Source organism: Gilliamella sp. X-60, from assembly GCF_057063585.1.
This window is the reverse complement of the sequence record NZ_JBXSQJ010000027.1, coordinates 22835-39813: the sequence shown is the minus strand read 5'-3', so window position 1 is coordinate 39813 and position 16979 is coordinate 22835. Positions and strand designations below refer to the sequence as shown.

Genomic DNA, 16979 nt, shown 5'->3' with positions numbered 1-16979 from the left:
CCATTTATAGAAAGTTGAATTACCCATGCCATATTTACGACAGAGCTCCTTGACAGGAATACCGGCTTCAGCTTCTTTTAAAATAGATACAATCTGATGTTCAGTCATTTTTTTCATAATTAAATCCCCTTTACTTTTATCATAGAGAATTTTCTACTTTTTTGCTGTACTATTTTAGGGGATAGTTACAAATTATCTCTAATTTTAATATTCTGTTTACGAGCCTTAATGAAAGAATAAACAGCAAGCACAGGCAAAAATATCAACAAAAACTGAGTGACTATCAATAAACAATATCTAAATAATTTATCCATTTTTTCTCTATCGTTTAAATAAAACTGTAACTATCCCCTGAAATAGTACAGCAAAAAAGTAGAAAATTCTTTATGATAAAAGTAAAGGGGATTTAATTATGAAAAAAATGACTGAACATCAAATCGTCGCTATTTTAAAAGAAGCTGAAGCGGGTATTCCCGTTAAAGAACTGTGCCGTAAATATGGCATGGGTAATTCAACTTTCTATAAATGGCGGGAAAAATATGGCGGCATGGAAACTTCGGATATCAAACGCTTAAAGGAGCTGGAGGCTGAAAACCGTAAGCTTAAACAGATGTTTGCCGAACTGAGCTTAAAATCCCAGCTTCAGGAAGAAATTATAAAAAAGCTTTAGTGCCCACAAAGGCACGTAAAACGTGGGCACAGCAACTACAACAAAATCATTCTGTTACTATTGCTATGAGTTGTGCCATTGTTGGCTTAAGCCGTTGTGCTTACTATTATCAACCTAAGTTACTGGATGATTCGGTGATTGTTTCGGTGTTGAATGCTATCACAGACCGGCATTTACGCTGGGGCTTTCCCAAATGTTTTAATCGTATCAGAAAGCTCGGCTATAAATGGAATCATAAGCGTGTTTATCGGGTGTATTGTGAGTTAAAACTTAATATTAGAGCTAAACGTAACAAACGTATCTCCCCATGAACACCAGAAAAGCTATTGGTTCCTAATAAACAAGGTGAATGCTGGTCAATGGATTTTATGAGTGATAGTAGCCGTAATCAACGTCGCTTTAGGACCTTCAATGTCATCGATAACTTTAATCGTGAGGCGTTAGGTATTGATATTGCAGTAAGCTTACCGGCAGGATTAGATTTATATTTATTTAATAATCTGGAACAAGTAAGAAAGGTAACCGAAGAATGGCTAACCAGTTATAACACCGAAAGACCTCATGAAGCACTAAATAATATGACGCCGATTGAGTATAAAACACTAAAACAGGCAGCTTAATTTTCTACGTGAGTTGTGTACTAGGTTTGGGGTATTTACAAGTTCAGCCTAACACCTACCCGATCACATTGTAAAATCACACGAAAATAATATAACACATTCTATTTATACTGAATATTTGTTAATCAAATAATTCCACCTGTTCACATTTTAAATTATATTTTTGTAAAAAATATTCAGGATTCTATACCGTTTTAATAATAAATAATCACATTCAATGATTTATTTAAGCTAGATTTACATAGTGGTTATGCTCGATTATTTTTCAACAACATGGACTAATTGCTTTGAAAATTACCTTTACCTAAAGGTGGCATAAAACACTTTATAAAGATTTCAAGGATTATTTTAATCAATAATCATCCCCATCATTCCAATAACTTTTACAATCAGCCTATCCCATTTATTCTTCTTTTATCTACTGCTGTGGAGTATAATCCGATAACGTATTTATTTTAACTATGGGAAACCCAGTATGTTTGGAAATAAAACAAATCGCCAAGTTATTATATGGACCACCATTATTGGCGGATTTTTTAGTTCATTAGTAAAATGGGGTTCAGAGGTCAATATGCCTCCGCGCGTACCTGGCGAAATTTCGCCACCAGCGGCACATATTGATGCGTGGCTTGGTTGGCTTGGGATTAATTCCCATTCGCTTGATTATATTTATCAAGGGGCAAGCGTTTTAGGTGCAGTGACACTTTATCACTGGTTATTTAGTTTTGCTTTCGCCTTTGTTTATGTTGCAGGTGCATATTATTGCAACAAAATCCGCTTATGGTATGGGGCATTGTACGGCATTATTATTACCGTTGTGATGCACGGCTTTTTAATTCCATTGCTTGGTTTCCGCCATCCTGCTTATGATGCGGAAGGTACGGTTGGTTGGTTATGGAATTTAAATGGTTATGAGCTTTGGAGTGAAATTCTAGGTCATATCTATTGGGGAGCATCAATCGAAGTGTGTATGATTGCAGTGCTGGCTCATTTTGCAAGACCAATTCATGGTAACTGGCGTCAATAACTGGCTTAGCTTTCATCTGTTTATGTTCAATCCTACTATTTAACCATAGTGGGATTTTTTATTTTAGTTGTTATAGTTAAAAACTATAGCAATCAATAAAAAACTAGAATTATTCAATATCATTTTTTTTTGTTATCTTTTTATCACTATAAGAAAATGGATAAAAGGAAATAAAAATGAATACTGCTGTTATTGGATATCCTCGTGTTGGTAAGCTTCGTGAACTTAAATTTGCAACAGAAGCTTATTTTAAAGGTAATAAAACCCAAACTGAACTATTAAACGAAGCCAAAGCGTTACGAGCTGAGCATTTAAAACAGCAAGCCGCGCAAAAAATTGCTTTTATTTCATCGAATGATTTTTCATTCTATGATGCGGTGTTAGATACAGCGTGTTTACTTAATGTTATTCCAAAACGTTACCAAGATTTAGGTTTACCTGAACTTGACCGTTATTTTGCCATGGCACGTGGTTATCAGGGCGAAAAAGGCGATGTGCGCGCGCTGGCTATGAAAAAATGGTTCAATACTAATTACCACTATTTAGTACCTGAAATAGAAGATTCAGTACAAATTAAGTTAACAGGTACTAAACCTTTTGACGAATATCAAGAAGCTAAAGCGCTAGGCGTGCAAACCAAGCCAGTTGTGATTGGTGCATTAACCTTTTTTAAATTAGCGCAGTATTTAGGTAAAAAACAGCTTGGTGATTTTAAAGCGGATATTATTAAAGCTTATCAAGAGATCATCCAAAAATTCACAACGCTTGGCGCTGAATGGATCCAAATTGATGAGCCAATTTTAGTGACCGATCTAAATAAAGACGATATCGCTTTATTTACCGAACTTTATCAAGCGATTTTATCGGTTAAAGGTAACACCAAAATTGTTCTACAAACCTATTTTGGTGATGTGCGTGATTGTTATAAAGAATTAGTGGCACTGCCTTTTGATGGTATTGGGCTTGATTTTGTCGAAGGTAAGCAATCATTAGCTTTACTTGAAAATAATGGCTTCCCTGCTGATAAAGTATTATTTGCCGGTGTTGTTAATGGCAAAAATATCTGGAAAAACAATTACCAAAAAACTTTAGCTTTACTTAGTAAAATCAAACAAAAAGCCACAAATATTGTCATTAATACGTCTTGTTCATTACTGCATGTTCCTTATACATTGCAAAATGAAACAAAATTAACCATTCAACAACGTGCTTATTTTGCTTTTGCTCAAGAAAAGTTACAAGAGCTTGCTGAACTTGGTCTGTTATTTAAAGAAGCAAATCCTGAAAATAATGCCGCTTATAAAGCCAATCAAACACTGTTTACCCGTGAACGTGAAGGTGCAAACCACGCAGTTCGCCAAAAAGTGGCGGCATTAAAAGCGTCTGATTTTACCCGTTTACCAGAGTTTTCAGTGCGTGAAGCGGCGCAGAAAAAGGCCTTTAACTTACCACTATTACCAACTACAACCATTGGATCATTCCCGCAAACACCTGATGTGCGTTTAAATCGTGCTAAATTCAAAAAAGGCGAAATTTGCTTGAATCAATACACTGAGTTTAACCAACAAAAAATAGCTGAGTGTATTAAATTGCAAGAAGAAATTGGCATTGATGTGTTAGTTCATGGTGAATTTGAACGTAATGACATGGTCGAATATTTTGGTGAAAGCTTAAATGGCTTTGTGTTTACCGAAAAAGCTTGGGTGCAATCTTACGGTACACGTTGCGTTAAGCCACCGATTGTTTGGGGTGATATTTCACGTTCTAAACCGATTACGGTTGAATATTCAAAATATGCACAAAGTCTGACAGATAAACCTGTTAAAGGAATGTTAACAGGGCCGGTAACGATTCTTAACTGGTCATTCCCACGTGAAGATATTTCGCAAAAAGAATCAGTATTCCAAATTGGATTGGCCATTGGTGATGAAGTGTTAGATCTTGAAGCTGCTGGCATTAAGATTATCCAAATTGACGAAGCCGCGTTAAAGGAAAAATTACCACTGCGTAAAGCGGATTGGAACAGCGAATATCTTGATTGGGCGATTCCGGCATTTAGATTAGTACACAGCAAAGTCCAAGCCGATACCCAAATTCATACACATATGTGTTATAGCGAATTTGCTGACATTATTAAAGATATTGATGCAATGGATGCCGATGTGATTTCATTTGAAGCTTCTCGCTCTAATCTGCAATTAATTGATGTGCTCAATGCCAATAATTTTAAAACCGAAGTTGGACCAGGTGTTTACGATATCCATTCGCCACGTGTTCCGCCTGTTGCTGAAATTAAAGCAACGATCGAAAAGTTACTGGCGAAGATTGATAAACAAAAATTATGGATTAATCCAGACTGTGGTTTAAAAACGCGCGGAGAAAAAGAAGTGGTTGAAAGCTTACAACATCTTGTTGAGGCTACATTAGCAGTAAGGAAAACACTGAATTAAGCACTATTTTTACAAAGAACTGAGTTTATTTACTAAGACATCGTACTTTACGAGCCTGACAATTCCGCTGCCTATTTTGGCGGCGGAAATGTCAATAAGGAAAATAAGTGATATAACGAATGGATGATAAAAATGAAAACAAATCTATTATTTAATAAAAAAACGGTGTTCTCTTTTGAAGTTTTTCCCCCTAAAAAAACATCACCTTTAGAAACCATTTACAGCACACTACGAGAGCTTGGTTATTTTAAACCTGATTTTATTAGTGTCACTTATGGTGCTGGTGGTAGCTTAAATGGGCAAACCACCATTGATATTGCCCATTCAGTCAAACATACTTATGGCATCGAAAGTGTTGCTCATTTACCTGGCATTAATTTTGACAAAGCTGAGATGCAAAAAATCCTTCACGATCTTAAATGTGCAGGGATTGATAATGTGCTTGCTTTGCGTGGTGACATCAGCCCGAATGTACCGCCCAAAGATGATTTTCGATACGCCAGCGAACTGGTAACATTTATTAAAGAAAACGGTGATTTTAACGTGATTGGTGCATGTTATCCAGAATGTCATCTTGAAGCATCAACCCTAAAACAAGATCTGATCCACTTAAAAGAAAAGGTCAATGCCGGTACTGATCAACTTATTTCACAGCTATTTTTTGATAATGACTATTTTTATGCATTTTTAGATAAAGCACACGATATGGGCATTAATGTGCCGATCGAAGCTGGCATTATGCCAGTGACTAATAAAAACCAAATTGAGCGCATGGTATCGATGTGTGGCGTGAATCTACCGAAAAAATTCAAACAAATGATGGAAAAATATGAACATCATCCCGATGCATTTCGTGATGCGGGCATTGCTTATGCCATCGATCAGATTGTTGATTTAGTTTCACAAAATGTAGATGGCATTCATTTGTACACCATGAACAATAGCTACATAGCCAGACGCATTAGCGAAGCTGTTGCAACATTATTAGCTGTGCCAAAAACAAAATAGTGATTTAGAAAAAAAGGATATATCAAGGATTTATAGGAATTGGTTGCGGGGGCTGGATTTGAACCAACGACCTTCGGGTTATGAGCCCGACGAGCTACCAAGCTGCTCCACCCCGCGTCAAAGAGGTGACCATATTATAGTAATTAAATAATAAAGCAATACCTATTTAACGCAATCGCGCCATTTTTAAACACTATTGAGTAAATATGTACTATTTTTTTACATAAACACAAAGTGACATAAAAATTTTTAACAATAACTTTAGTCTTTCATTAAAGCTAAAAGGTATATAAAACCTAGCGGTTTAAAAATAGAAACTTTCCAATAGCTATTATGATTTTACATAAAAACATTAATTTTTATTATATAAATCTAAATATTTCTTGTACAAATTAATAAAAATATTATCTATAAGAGATAGTGTGGCAAACCATATAAAATAATTTTCATATTTATAATCATTATCAACAAGTGTTTTTAATGATGGCAAGTGTTGTTGAACACACAATATATTATGAGCACATCTATTTCTATGACGATATAGATGTTTTTCATATATTTTTTCTTTTAAAAAGTTATTTTTATTTTCAGCTAAAAATAAAGTACCTTTAGCAAAATGATCTATTGTAATAGTCTCCCAAAAATCTTCAAATTCATAATATTTTTTTGTGCTCCAGTAAAACAAATTAGTATTTTTGAAAATATTATGTATTTCGAGTGTTGTATCTTTTAATATTTTTTCTCTTTCCTCGTCAGAAAAATGCTCAAAGCTTGGATCATGTTTTTTAATTTGTTCAACAAGTTCTGTATATATATTATTTTTGTCTTTATATTGAGAACATTCTCCTAAACCATTTCTAAATTTCTGATATCGATAATCGTAATCCTCTGTTGCTAAATCCCAACAAATACACTTCATTTTTTGTTCTTGAAATCCAGTCATTTTGAGGAAAATTGATTGCATTATGTAGTCACATAGGGGAAAAGTTTCAATACCATTACCGATACCTGAGCAGGAAGTCACTGCAATTTCTAAATTGCTTGTAATAGGAGTTAAAATAAAATTTTTATGCTTTTTCATTATCTATAATTTTTTCATATAATTGTATTGATTGTTCCATACGTTTTCTTAAATGTTGTAGGTTGCTAGGTGATTTTTTATGAGCACCTTTTTTAAAAGTATTAATCTTCTCATCTAGTTTTGTTTTAAATTCATCAATTTCAATATATTTTATTGAATCGCCATCTTTAAATTTTATTTTAGTATTATCTATGATAGGTATTTCATTTTTATTAAAGATGATTTGATATATTAGACCAAAAAAATATACATCTAGATCAATAATCGAACTATATTCATTAGGGATTTTGAGATTATTTATTGTTTGTTTTAATAGTTTAAAACGTGAACTATATTCTTTATTAGGAAAAATTTCTGAAAATTTGCCGAATAATTTTGATTCTTCATCATTAACTACACAATAGATATATTGTTCATAATATTGCTCCATTTTAGATTTATAGCTACGTGCAACTATGTTTCTATTTTGACTTTTAAAATAATGCGAAAGAAGAGATAAATATCTAACAAAATCGAATTTAGCCTTATTACCAACGTTTTTTACCGTTATTTTTTGACAAAAATCTGGTGTAAAAAAATTTGTTAATTCTTTATCCAAAAAATATAATGAGGCTCGGCTTTCTTGGGGTAACAGTGTTTGACCTTGAATATTGATATTTCTAAAAACGGAAGAATAGTATTTTTGTTGGATTTTAGCATCATACGATATATCAGGAACTAAATAAGAAAAACCCAAAAAATTTTTTTCAAAAAATTCATCGTCCAGATTGAAATCTAGCGATTTATATTCTGCATTTTCTGCATTATTTATATTTATCTTCTTAATTAAATCATCTCTATTGCTGCCTTTTTTTGTAAGCTCTCTAAAAGTCCATTCACATATACATGGATCTTCATCATCATCTTCATCATCATTTTCACTAACATATGATTCTAACGGCTTAGAATATTTGTCTTTATTTGGATATAGACCTAAATAAGCTAATAAAATACTTGTTAAGCGTTGTTGTCCATCAAGAATTAAATTATCATTTTTACCATCGATTTTAAAAGCGCCGATTGTTACAGGAGGTATAAATTGTTTATCTGAAAAAGTTTGTATTAATGTTTTTACTTTTTCATCACTCCAAACAAAATGTCGTTGATAATCAGGTAAAACAATATTTTTATTCAAGATTAATTCAATCCAATGTTTTAAAGTATACTCTCCATAATAAACCCTATTTTCCATAAAATTACCTGCCATAAATTTTTCATGATTAACAATACGAAAACAACTATCGCGGTTTTAATTAACAAATCTGCTATATTTTGATTAGATTAATTATATATAAAGTATCATTGGTTTATTTTTTATTTAACCGATTGCCAGCAGAATTTGCGTGGTATTTTAGCGGTAATTAGTTGCAAATCCTAGCTAAATAAATGGGTGTTGATATTCCTATCAAATAGAACAGAAACAGATATTATGGCTAAGATGACCATGCCTGTTGTTTAAAATTGGCAATAATGTGATAAAACCAATACAATCTTTATCACTTTTATCAACAGCTAGATTGTATTGGTCAGTTGATTTATTTTTAGGTTACCTATTTTGTAAAAGGAGCGATTCTAATCGATGAAACACGTCGGAAAGAAGAAAATGATTTTCTTTTTTAGCCCTGATCATTATTTGTCTCAGTGGTATCCTTGCCATTTTATTATTGATAATATTCAATTTACTAGTGCAGAACAGTGGATGATGTATTCTAAAGCGTTGTTATTTAAAGATATCGACAGTGCCAACGCCATTTTATCTATCCCGTCATCTAAAATGCAAAAAAAGTTGGGGCAAGCTGTACGTCATTTTGATGAAAATATCTGGAACCAGCATAAAAAAGAGATTGTTTTTGCCGGTAATTATGCCAAGTTTTCGCAAAATGATGAGCTTAAACAATATCTATTATCCACCAAAGATAAAGTGTTAGCCGAAGCAAGCCCTTATGACAAGATCTGGGGAATTGGTTTAAGCATTGATGACGAAATGAGATTTAATATGACTAAATGGCGCGGCAAAAATCTACTTGGTGAAGTTTTGATGCAAGTGAGAGAGGCTCTAAAAACGTAATCTAAATTTATTCATTAAAAAAGATGATAAATATTTGCTTTTTTTAGGTCTATTTTTTGCCTAAAAAATAGTTTTTATACTTAAACGTATAGTTACCTGAAACTTTTTGACAAGATTTTTGACTTTGGCTATTCACCACCCTTGGTTAATACGTTGCCGCTAAATACATTTTTTCACTAAAATTCAAAAATATCCCAAGTCAGATCCAACTCGTTCCTAAAATAATAAGCCTTGAAGCGTGTTGAAAAATGTGTCGGGATATTGTGTTCGTTATTATGGAAAATCGGTGCTTATTCTGTCCAAACAAGTTTGGTTACAAAACTTTAGCAACCTTATTCAGTTGCAACGGTAAAACGTTGCTTAATATGCTTCGCTTTTTCTGCCTCATCAATCATGGCAATGGCATAATCGGCATAACTGATTTGGCTTTTTCCTTGGCTGTTAAATAACACCTCTTCACCGCCCAAAATATAATGTCCAGTTCTTTCCCCGTCAGCGTTAAACTCAATGGCTGGGCTTAAATAAGTCCATTGCACATCATCGCACGTTCTAAGCGCATCAAGTGCTTTGGCCATATTAGTGGCTAATGGTTTAAATGCCTCAGGAAAATCAGGTGAATCAACCAAACGTAGTGAATGCTGTGGATTAACATATAAACTGCCTGCTCCCCCAACCACTAATAGGCGATTTGTTTTACCACTTAATATATCCGTTAAATGTTTTAAACTGGTTTGATGTAACGGCAGTGATTCCAGTGCCCAAGTACCAAATGCATCGATAATCACATCAAAGGGTTTTAAATCAGTATAGGTTAATTCGAATAGATCTTTAATCATCACGGTTGCTTTGGGATCGAGCTGTTGACTTGCTTTACGCACTATTGCGGTAACGTCATGTCCTCGTGAAATCGCCTCTTTTACTAAAAGTTGCCCTGTTTTACCACTGGCGCCAATGACTGCAATTTTCATACTTTACTCCTTTTAATTGTTTAAGGATTAACATGATATAAGAATGGTTTTAGATTAGTCTTTAACGTTTCTACTGTAAAGTAGGTACCAAATAGTGCTATAGTAACTTTTTTGAAACTATTGTTGAATTTTAAGCATTAATGATTAAATTAAATAATGATTTGCCTATTTGCCCTGTTGAAATAACATTAATGTTAATAGGTGATAAGTGGAAAGTCTTAATTGTGCGAGACCTGCTTACAGGAACCAAGCGCTTTGGTGAACTAAAAAAATCGCTGACCGGCATCTCGCAAAAAGTCTTAACTCAGCACCTGCGTGCTATGGAAAAAAATGGGTTATTAACTCGTAAAGTGTATGCCGAGGTTCCGCCAAGAGTTGAATATACGTTAACCGAGGTTGGACAAAGTCTAAAACAAGTGCATGATGCCATGTTAGCGTGGGGAAAGGCTTACAACAAATTAAAAGCGGATGAGTAACCTTTTCCTCATTCGTCAATCAATCATAATTAGCCGTCAAATGCTTCACAGCCAAAATAAAACTCATCTGAGTTGGCATTTTTGTCACGACCGATAAGCATGATACTCGGAAAATGATTTTCTTCTGTGATTGGGGCTGTATATTGATAATATTGTCCTATATCACCCCAAGACATTTCTTCTTTTAAATGGGCAGGGATTGGGATTGCCCCCATTGCTTTGGCAAATGTATCTATATCACCTTTGGCAACAGCATAAAAATATGAACCGCTATCGCCTTGGTATTTAATTTGCGATATAGTCGTATTCATTATTTCCAGCGGTTTGGAAAAGTGATACTCTAAATTAATCAGCCCATCATCTTCTAAGTTTTTTACGGTAATGTTTTGTTGGTTAAGTTGCTTAACCACTTTTGCATCACGACCATCAATTGGAGCAACCTTGCATAATAAAGCCGCTTTAAATTGTGCTTCAATTGTATTATTTGTTTCGGTCGCTAATGCATATCCTGAGAAACCCAAAATGAGCAGTGAACTGCATAAAAATTTGTATGACACCTTTATTTTTTTCCTTTTAAAATCATCATTTCAATTATTTCATATTATTACAAAAAATGATTGTATCGAATAGCGCTTATCAAAATTTAGTTAAATAAAGTTATTTTAATATCAGTGGTTAAATGGTCAATGTTATATTAAATCTTATTTTGATTTTAGTTATTGGTTAGCTATACTAATCTATCTTTGTATTACACACGTTTAAATATTTTAAAATCATTTTTATATTTGTATTGAGTGGTGCACGTTCAATTCTTTTATGTTCTATGGTTCAATATCTAAACGTTTCGCTAGCTCAGTTTGAGATAGTTTAGCTTTTTTCCGTGCTTTCAGCAAAAATTCACGCAATTTCCACTCATCTTCTGCATCATCATACGCAGCGCGCACCACCGGATCAGCAAGCGCGATATTTTTTATTTCACTAAACGTTGTACTGTGTTTTTTATTCATCATCAATCATCTCTTTTAGTTTTGTATGCGCGATTTTTAGCGCACAAACAACTGGCATTTTTGTGTTTTTTTAACAAATGCATGTAAAATAAAAATGGTTTTCGCTTTTTGATATGCATAAATAGTTTGAGCCATGTTATTGCGCTCTAATCCTCGTAATTCAAATTATCCACTTCCTAAAGACTTACTGCATTAGGCCAAATTTTTCCAGCTTTTCAATCAATTTAATAGTTCGACCTTGCAATTCCACAGGTAAATCTAGAATTTCAGATTTTGCATCATTATGCGTTTTTATCGTGAACATTTAATCAATCCGTTTTATTAATTTTGATGATTGTATCAAAGATGATAAAAGAACAATAATAACCTTACTGTTTTTAATAAAAAATCAAAATAAATACTTTTCAACATAAACAATCTGAAATCGCTATTTTTTCTAAAATAGCTTAGTATGATTTTATTGATTTTTGTTGGCTAATTTATGATGAGCAGATCTTCAAATCACTTAACCATTAAAGATATTGCCAAGCTTTGTGGGGTGAGTAAATCGACGGTTTCACGGGTGATTAATCATGATCCGATGGTGAAAGCAAGTACCCGTGCCAATGTAATGGCAATCATTGAACAGCATCAATTTACCCCGTCGAAATCGGCTAGAGCCATGCGTGGCTATGGGAATAAAGTTATTGGTATTATTGTCACTCGGCTTGATTCACTGTCTGAAAACCAAGCGGTGCAAAGCATGTTGCCTATTTTTTACCAGCATGGTTATGATCCGATCATTATGGAGAGTCAATTTAGTACCACCAAAGTTAACGAACATCTATCCATGCTCAAAGACAAGCAAGCTGATGGCGTTATTATCTTTGCTTTTACTGGGCTTGAGCAGTCGTTATTATCCGTCTGGCGGGATAAAAGCGTGGTGATCGCAAGAAAACTTCCCGCACACAATTGTATTTGTTATGATGATGTGGGTGCGGTAAACATGTTACTTGCTCATTTATATCAATCGCAACAACATCAAAAAATTGGCTATATCGGTGTTGAGCAACAAGACCAAACCACTGGCGCGCTGCGTTATCAAGCCTATGTGGATTTTTGCCAGCAATATCAACTTACCCCGAATGCGGTTTTAGGGCAATTAAGTTATCGTTCCGGTTATGAGCTTGCCGAGTTGGTGTTAGTGAAAAATCCATCAGCGATTGTTTGCGCAACCGATAGCATCGCCTTAGGATTAAATAAATATTTACACGAAAAACAGCTTGATGATATTACCGTTGCCAGCATTGGTAATAGTGAGCTGCTGAGTTTTCTTTTCCCAAAGACATGTGCGGTTGAGCTCGGTTTTGATCAAGCAGGTCGCTATGCAGCGCAAGCGTTACTGAATCTGTTACAAAATCATCTTGAGCTTAACTGCATCACAGTTCCTTGCCGTTTAATAAGCTAGTTTCAGCCATAACTATTTAATTTGTGCTTATTTCACCCTAATCTGTGATATTAATCACAAAAAAGGGAACGTTCCCATTTATTAATTTAGCAATTCAATCTATGCTTAATTTCAATCAAAAAATAGCCAGATTATTGATAAAAATAAAATGATGTCGGCTGAGTTTTTACCGGAAAAAGGGGATGTTATTATGGCTACAGATTTAAACATAACCACAGAATCAATCGAGCAACTAATCGATTTTGTTGGTGGCAGTAAAAATATTGCCAGTGTCACCCACTGTTTGACAAGGTTAAGGTTTGCACTGGTTGATCCCAAGGCAGCCAAGATTGACGCTATAGAAGCATTACCCTTTGTCAAAGGATGCTTTATAAATGCTGGGCAGTTTCAGGTGATTATTGGTACCAATGTTGATCGTTATTACAAAGTACTCATCCAACAATTAAATCTTACTGAGGCAAGCAAAGAGCAGACCAAAGCCGCAGCCAAGCAGAATATGTCGATTTTTGAAAGGCTGATTTCCAATTTAGCCGAAATCTTTATCCCCCTATTGCCAGCTTTAATCGCAGGTGGATTATTGCTGGGATTACGTAATGTGATTGGTGATATGCCATTTATTGATAACAAGCCACTTACTGATAGCTATTCTTGGTTAGTGCCGATTTATAGTCTGCTTTGGCTGCCGTGCGAGGCGATTTTTCACTTTTTACCGGTTGCCATTTGCTGGTCAACTACTAAAAAAATGGGCGGTTCGCCAGTGCTCGGTATTGTGCTTGGCATTACGTTGGTTTCCCCTCAGTTAATGAATGCCTATGATCTTGGTAGCAAAATACCCGAAGTGTGGGATTTTGGCTGGTTTACGATTGCTAAAGTTGGCTATCAAGCACAAGTGATTCCGTCGATTTTTGCAGGACTGGCTCTTGGCTGGATCGAAACTCATTTACGAAAAATCGTTCCTGATTATTTAAATTTAGTGATTGTACCTATTGTTGCGTTACTCACTTCGGTCTTTTTAGCCCATTTTATTTTAGGTCCAGCGGGGCGAATGTTAGGCAATGGCATAGCTGATATTGTTAAATATTTAATGACGGGAAATTATGCCTTTATTGGGGCGGCTATTTTTGGTTTTATCTATTCACCATTGGTGATTACTGGCATTCATCATACGACACTCGCAATTGATTTACAGATGACCAATAGTATGGGGGGAACGCCAATCTGGCCTATTATCGCCCTATCCAATATTGCGCAAGCCTCGGCGGTGGTGGGCATTATTTGGGTTAGTCGAAAACAAAATGAACGTGAAGTGTCAGTACCAGCGGCGATATCGGCTTATTTAGGGGTGACCGAGCCTGCCATGTATGGCATCAATTTACGCTATAAGTTCCCGATGTTGTGTGCGATGATTGGTTCGGCGTTAGCGGGATTAATTTGTGGCTTAGCGGGTGTGCTATCTAACGGAATTGGCGTGGGGGGATTACCAGGAATTTTAACTATTAAGCCGATATATTGGACGATTTATGCTGTCGCTATGTTGGTTGCGATAGTAGTACCAATCACCTTAACCGCACTAGTTTATAAAATAAAACTAAAAAAGGGCACGTTAAATATTCATTAAGCCATATGTGGTAACAGCTTGCCATTTATATTAATCAAATGGCAGTTTTCAACTGATTAACAAAAGAGTACACAATGAACAAAATCAATATTCCTTGGTGGCAAAATGGCACTATCTACCAAATTTATGTCAAAAGCTTTCAAGCTAGTGGCACAAGCCCAACGGGTGATTTGCAAGGTATTATTCGGCGCTTAGATTATTTGCAAACGCTGGGGATTAGTGCAATTTGGTTAACGCCAATCTATCCATCACCACAAATCGATAACGGTTATGATGTGTCTGATTATTATGATATTAATCCAAGCTATGGCTCAATGACAGACTTTGAATTACTGGTTAAACAAGCGCACCAGCGAGGGATGCGAATTATGATGGATATGGTGTTTAATCACACTTCAACCGAACATCCTTGGTTTAAAGCCGCTTTAGATAAAAACAGTACGTATCGCTCCTTTTATATTTGGAAAGATGCCAATGCAGACGGGCACGAGCCTAATAATTGGGTATCGAAATTTGGTGGTAAAGCTTGGCAATGGCATCAACCATCAGGGCAGTACTATTTGCATTTATTTGCTAAAGAGCAAGCTGATCTTAACTGGGAAAACCCAACCGTTCGCAATGAAATCAAAAAAGTGTGTCAATTTTGGGCCGATAAAGGGGTAGATGCTCTGAGACTGGATGTGATTAATTTAGTATCAAAACAGCAAGATTTTCCAGATGATGGCAAGGGCGATGGGCGAAGATTTTATACCGATGGACCTCGCATTCATGAGTTTTTACAAGAGATCAGCCGTGAGGTATTTCAACCTAATCAACTCCAAACAGTCGGTGAAATGTCATCTACCACATTAGCAAACTGCCAAAAATATGCCAATTTAGACGGCAAAGAGTTGACCATGACCTTTAATTTTCATCATCTCAAAGTTGATTATCCTAATGGGAATAAGTGGTGTTTAGCCAAACCAGATTTAATCGAACTTAAAAAAATTATCGGTTATTGGCAAACGGGTATGCAGGGTAAGGCGTGGAATGCAATTTTTTGGTGTAATCATGATCAACCGCGCATTGTCTCGCGCCTTGGCAATGAAAACCAATATCATACACAATCTGCTAAAATGTTAGCGATGCTACTGTATGGTTTACAAGGCACTCCCTATCTTTATCAAGGCGAAGAAATTGGGATGACTAATCCCCATTTTACTGATATTACTCAGTATCGCGATGTAGAAAGCCTTAATATCTATCACGAAAAACTTGCGCAAGGCATGGCAAAACAGGAAATCTTAGCTATTTTAGCCAGTAAATCCAGAGACAACAGCCGAACGCCCATGCAATGGGATAGTTCTGCCAATGCGGGCTTTACACAAGGTAAGCCATGGATTGAAGTTGCTAACAATTATCCGCAAATTAATGTCAAGGTGGCGCAAGATGATCCTGATTCGGTATTTTATTGCTATCAAACCCTAATAAAATTACGCAAAGAATATCCGCTCTTTATTTTTGGCGATTATCAAGATCTAACGGCAGATATTGCCGATTATTGGTGTTATCGTCGTCATTGGAATAACCAACAATTACTGGTGATCACCAATTTAACCGATAAAACGCAAACTTGGTCATTACCCAAATCGTTACAATACCAAAATTGGCAGCAATTATTGAGTAATTACCAAGATAACTCACCGCTAGGTGCTGAAATAAGGTTAAGACCTTATGAAGCTATATATTGGTTACAACAAGCGGATTAAGCAAGTGGCATGGGCAATCCATAAAAGGTTGCCTATTTTTATGTACGATAATTACCCATTGTTAGTGCCAAATGGTTGTTCGATTTGATTAAAATATCTTTTAAAAATTAGCCTAAAAGTTATAATATTTTGTTTAAAAAATGGATAAATCTAAAAAATTAAAGAGGCATGATGATGGAAGACAAAACAATTTTATTAATGAACCAGTATTTAGACAGAGATTATAGTGTTTTTCCAATGGCTGAAGATAAAACAGCGTTGCAAGATATCCGCGATATTGAAAATAGTTTAGCAATGAAGTTTCCTGATGAATATGTTGCTCATTTACTTGCTGAAGATTGTGATACTCTCCCCTATAGAGGTATTTATATTGAAGTAAAAGAAGAGATCTGGCGTCGTCCACACGCAATGGATGTAGGACCTTTTTGGACATTTTTATATGGTTTTCATACTTATACGGCTTCTAAATTAAGTGCTGATTGGATGAGGCTTGATTTGGTTGCTCATCAATTTATGCAGGAAACAGGGCTTAAAGCAATCCCAATTTTGAAAATTATTAATGATGCCGATATGTATTGTGTTAACGAAAGTGGTGATATTGTAAAATTTAATCACGAAATGAATATTTTAGAACCAACAAACATGGATTTTTGGCAGGTTTGGGAATTTGAATTAAAAGCGCTAAAAGAAAGAAAAGAAACCAAAAAAGCGGAATTAAAATAATTTAATATCCAAATTAGGTTAGCTTAGGA

Annotated in this window: 16 protein-coding genes, 1 tRNA gene and 1 pseudogene; 10 read left to right on the top strand and 8 right to left on the bottom strand. The window is 35.1% G+C overall.

Going from position 1 to position 16979, the window contains the following annotated elements:
* On the bottom strand, nucleotides 1–117 hold a 117-nt coding region (locus ACYIAM_RS11810), incomplete at its 3' end, for a transposase (RefSeq protein ID WP_483747552.1).
* Nucleotides 118–412: 295 nt separating this feature from the next.
* Here ACYIAM_RS11810 and ACYIAM_RS11805 point away from each other — a divergent pair.
* From ACYIAM_RS11805 to metF, 4 genes and pseudogenes are all read left to right on the top strand, one after another.
* A pseudogene (locus tag ACYIAM_RS11805) lies at nucleotides 413–1290 on the top strand (IS3 family transposase).
* Nucleotides 1291–1765: 475 nt separating this feature from the next.
* Nucleotides 1766–2317 (top strand): YagU family protein, encoded by a 552-nt coding sequence (locus ACYIAM_RS11800; RefSeq protein ID WP_065583181.1) that lies wholly within the window; start codon nucleotides 1766–1768, stop codon nucleotides 2315–2317.
* A 176-nt stretch (nucleotides 2318–2493) separates the two neighbouring features.
* Complete coding sequence (gene metE, locus ACYIAM_RS11795; protein WP_483748396.1) at nucleotides 2494–4767, top strand: 5-methyltetrahydropteroyltriglutamate--homocysteine S-methyltransferase; 2274 nt, start codon at nucleotides 2494–2496, stop codon at nucleotides 4765–4767.
* A 132-nt stretch (nucleotides 4768–4899) separates the two neighbouring features.
* A complete protein-coding gene (metF, locus tag ACYIAM_RS11790; protein ID WP_483748395.1) occupies nucleotides 4900–5775 on the top strand; it encodes a methylenetetrahydrofolate reductase [NAD(P)H] in 876 nt (291 codons plus the stop codon).
* A 40-nt stretch (nucleotides 5776–5815) separates the two neighbouring features.
* On the opposite strand, the gene ACYIAM_RS11785 is transcribed toward metF, so the two are convergent.
* The 3 genes from ACYIAM_RS11785 to ACYIAM_RS11775 form a co-directional block, all read right to left on the bottom strand.
* Nucleotides 5816–5892 (bottom strand) — tRNA-Met (locus ACYIAM_RS11785).
* A gap of 235 nt (nucleotides 5893–6127) precedes the next feature.
* Nucleotides 6128–6856, bottom strand: coding sequence for a hypothetical protein (locus tag ACYIAM_RS11780; protein ID WP_483748394.1), 729 nt, complete (start codon nucleotides 6854–6856; stop codon nucleotides 6128–6130).
* Entirely contained in the window at nucleotides 6843–8102 is a 1260-nt protein-coding gene (locus tag ACYIAM_RS11775) for a DUF262 domain-containing protein (RefSeq protein ID WP_483748393.1), read from the bottom strand. The genes ACYIAM_RS11780 and ACYIAM_RS11775 overlap by 14 nt, the downstream gene beginning before the upstream one ends.
* A 372-nt stretch (nucleotides 8103–8474) precedes the next feature.
* Between ACYIAM_RS11775 and ACYIAM_RS11770 the strand changes: the two genes are divergently transcribed.
* Complete coding sequence (locus ACYIAM_RS11770) at nucleotides 8475–8963, top strand: NADAR family protein (protein WP_483748392.1); 489 nt, start codon at nucleotides 8475–8477, stop codon at nucleotides 8961–8963.
* Nucleotides 8964–9295: 332 nt separating this feature from the next.
* Here the strand turns inward: ACYIAM_RS11770 and ACYIAM_RS11765 are convergent, their stop codons facing one another.
* Nucleotides 9296–9931, bottom strand: a complete 636-nt coding sequence (locus tag ACYIAM_RS11765) for an NAD(P)-dependent oxidoreductase (protein WP_085247116.1) — start codon at nucleotides 9929–9931, stop codon at nucleotides 9296–9298.
* Nucleotides 9932–10071: 140 nt separating this feature from the next.
* On the opposite strand from ACYIAM_RS11765, the gene ACYIAM_RS11760 reads away from it, so the two are divergent.
* Nucleotides 10072–10407, top strand: coding sequence for a winged helix-turn-helix transcriptional regulator (locus ACYIAM_RS11760; RefSeq protein ID WP_483748391.1), 336 nt, complete (start codon nucleotides 10072–10074; stop codon nucleotides 10405–10407).
* 29 nt (nucleotides 10408–10436) lie between these two features.
* On the opposite strand, the gene ACYIAM_RS11755 is transcribed toward ACYIAM_RS11760, so the two are convergent.
* The 3 genes from ACYIAM_RS11755 to ACYIAM_RS11745 all read right to left on the bottom strand — a co-directional run bounded on the left by ACYIAM_RS11755 (nucleotide 10437) and on the right by ACYIAM_RS11745 (nucleotide 11549).
* Nucleotides 10437–10964, bottom strand: a complete 528-nt coding sequence (locus ACYIAM_RS11755; RefSeq protein WP_483748390.1) for a hypothetical protein — start codon at nucleotides 10962–10964, stop codon at nucleotides 10437–10439.
* A gap of 264 nt (nucleotides 10965–11228) precedes the next feature.
* Nucleotides 11229–11417 (bottom strand): hypothetical protein, encoded by a 189-nt coding sequence (locus ACYIAM_RS11750; protein ID WP_483748389.1) that lies wholly within the window; start codon nucleotides 11415–11417, stop codon nucleotides 11229–11231.
* 33 nt (nucleotides 11418–11450) lie between these two features.
* On the bottom strand, nucleotides 11451–11549 hold the full coding sequence (locus tag ACYIAM_RS11745) for a hypothetical protein (protein ID WP_483748388.1): 99 nt from the start codon (nucleotides 11547–11549) through the stop codon (nucleotides 11451–11453).
* 346 nt (nucleotides 11550–11895) lie between these two features.
* Here ACYIAM_RS11745 and treR point away from each other — a divergent pair, with 346 nt between their 5' ends.
* The 4 genes from treR (at nucleotide 11896) to ACYIAM_RS11725 (ending at nucleotide 16950) form a co-directional block, all read left to right on the top strand.
* Nucleotides 11896–12861 carry a trehalose operon repressor TreR gene (gene treR, locus ACYIAM_RS11740; RefSeq protein ID WP_483748387.1) on the top strand — a complete coding sequence of 322 codons (966 nt, stop codon included), beginning with the start codon at nucleotides 11896–11898 and terminating at the stop codon, nucleotides 12859–12861.
* Nucleotides 12862–13051: 190 nt separating this feature from the next.
* On the top strand, nucleotides 13052–14479 hold the full coding sequence (gene treB, locus ACYIAM_RS11735) for a PTS trehalose transporter subunit IIBC (protein WP_174796443.1): 1428 nt from the start codon (nucleotides 13052–13054) through the stop codon (nucleotides 14477–14479).
* A 74-nt stretch (nucleotides 14480–14553) separates the two neighbouring features.
* A complete protein-coding gene (gene treC / locus ACYIAM_RS11730; protein ID WP_483748386.1) occupies nucleotides 14554–16227 on the top strand; it encodes an alpha,alpha-phosphotrehalase in 1674 nt (557 codons plus the stop codon).
* Nucleotides 16228–16398: 171 nt separating this feature from the next.
* Nucleotides 16399–16950, top strand: a complete 552-nt coding sequence (locus ACYIAM_RS11725; RefSeq protein ID WP_483748385.1) for a hypothetical protein — start codon at nucleotides 16399–16401, stop codon at nucleotides 16948–16950.
* Nucleotides 16951–16979 lie beyond the last annotated feature (29 nt).

Bases quoted from the DNA above. Each gene is read 5' to 3' on its own strand.
- ACYIAM_RS11800 (WP_065583181.1), top strand. From the start codon at position 1,766: ATGTTTGGAAATAAAACAAATCGCCAAGTTATTATATGGACCACCATT.
- metE (WP_483748396.1), top strand. From the start codon at position 2,494: ATGAATACTGCTGTTATTGGATATCCTCGTGTTGGTAAGCTTCGTGAA.
- metF (WP_483748395.1), top strand. From the start codon at position 4,900: ATGAAAACAAATCTATTATTTAATAAAAAAACGGTGTTCTCTTTTGAA.
- ACYIAM_RS11780 (WP_483748394.1), bottom strand. From the start codon at position 6,856: ATGAAAAAGCATAAAAATTTTATTTTAACTCCTATTACAAGCAATTTA.
- ACYIAM_RS11775 (WP_483748393.1), bottom strand. From the start codon at position 8,102: ATGGCAGGTAATTTTATGGAAAATAGGGTTTATTATGGAGAGTATACT.
- ACYIAM_RS11770 (WP_483748392.1), top strand. From the start codon at position 8,475: ATGAAACACGTCGGAAAGAAGAAAATGATTTTCTTTTTTAGCCCTGAT.
- ACYIAM_RS11765 (WP_085247116.1), bottom strand. From the start codon at position 9,931: ATGAAAATTGCAGTCATTGGCGCCAGTGGTAAAACAGGGCAACTTTTA.
- ACYIAM_RS11760 (WP_483748391.1), top strand. From the start codon at position 10,072: ATGATTAAATTAAATAATGATTTGCCTATTTGCCCTGTTGAAATAACA.
- ACYIAM_RS11750 (WP_483748389.1), bottom strand. From the start codon at position 11,417: ATGATGAATAAAAAACACAGTACAACGTTTAGTGAAATAAAAAATATC.
- ACYIAM_RS11745 (WP_483748388.1), bottom strand. From the start codon at position 11,549: ATGGCTCAAACTATTTATGCATATCAAAAAGCGAAAACCATTTTTATT.
- treR (WP_483748387.1), top strand. From the start codon at position 11,896: ATGATGAGCAGATCTTCAAATCACTTAACCATTAAAGATATTGCCAAG.
- treB (WP_174796443.1), top strand. From the start codon at position 13,052: ATGGCTACAGATTTAAACATAACCACAGAATCAATCGAGCAACTAATC.
- treC (WP_483748386.1), top strand. From the start codon at position 14,554: ATGAACAAAATCAATATTCCTTGGTGGCAAAATGGCACTATCTACCAA.
- ACYIAM_RS11725 (WP_483748385.1), top strand. From the start codon at position 16,399: ATGATGGAAGACAAAACAATTTTATTAATGAACCAGTATTTAGACAGA.